Source organism: Oleiphilus sp. HI0079, assembly GCF_001635105.1.
In genome coordinates this window covers 1-1,086 of sequence record NZ_LWFT01001341.1, presented here as the reverse complement: position 1 = coordinate 1,086, position 1,086 = coordinate 1, and the positions used below count along the sequence as shown (strand labels likewise).

General features: G+C 46.5%; 1 protein-coding gene. It reads right to left on the bottom strand.

From position 1 onward, the window contains the following. A partial coding sequence (locus tag A3750_RS23215; RefSeq protein WP_068548933.1) for a malic enzyme-like NAD(P)-binding protein occupies positions 1-1,057 on the bottom strand: 1,057 nt, incomplete at its 3' end. Between the last annotated feature and the right edge of the window lie 29 nt (positions 1,058-1,086).

Here is a 1,086-nt window from a genome sequence, read left to right as displayed (position 1 = left end):
CAAGATCTTTAATTGCATGAACCGCCGCTACCTTCATCTCTTCATTAATCGCGGTTGCACGAACGTCAAGAGCACCACGGAAGATGAACGGGAAGCCAAGAACGTTATTCACTTGGTTCGGGTAGTCTGAACGACCAGTCGCCATGATCAAGTCTGAGCGCGCAGCAATTGCTGTTTCTGGCTTGATCTCAGGATCAGGGTTAGAGCATGCAAAGATGACCGGATTTGGAGCCATGCGGTTCAAATCTTCTACAGAAAGAAGGTTAGGACCAGATAGACCAACAAAAACATCCGCACCGTCACAGGCATCTGCAAGCGTACGCTTGTCAGTGTCATTAGCGAACATCGCCTTGTACTGGTTCAAATCATCACGACCAGTATGAATAACACCCTTACGGTCAAGCATGAAGATATTCTCTTGCTTCATGCCACAGCTAATTAGAAGCTTCATACAAGCAATAGCGGCTGCGCCGGCACCTAGACAAACAACTGTTGCATCTTCAATTTTCTTACCCGCTAGCTCAAGCGCGTTGATCATGCCCGCAGCGGTAACAATTGCAGTACCATGCTGATCATCGTGGAAAATTGGAATTTCGCACTGCTCTTGAAGGATACGCTCGATTTCAAAACACTCAGGTGCTTTGATATCTTCGAGATTAATACCACCAAACGTATTTGCGATTCGCTTTGTTGTATCTATGAACGCCTGAGGGCTTTCAGAATCAACCTCGATGTCAAACACATCAATACCAGCAAAACGCTTAAACAGTACACCCTTACCTTCCATTACTGGCTTACTTGCCAATGGACCAAGGTTACCAAGACCAAGAATCGCGGAGCCGTCAGAAATTACAGCGACAAGGTTGCCCTTTGCCGTGTACTTGTACGCGTCTTCCGGATTTTCAGCAATTGCACGCACTGGCTCTGCTACACCAGGGCTGTATGCTAGAGAAAGGTCACGTGAAGTTAGAGTTGGTTTAGTGATTTCAACACTGATTTTCCCCGCACGAGGTTGAGCGTGATAGTCGAGTGCTGCTTGTTTTAAATCGTCTGCCATTACAGTGTACCGTTTTAAAATTTTAGGCC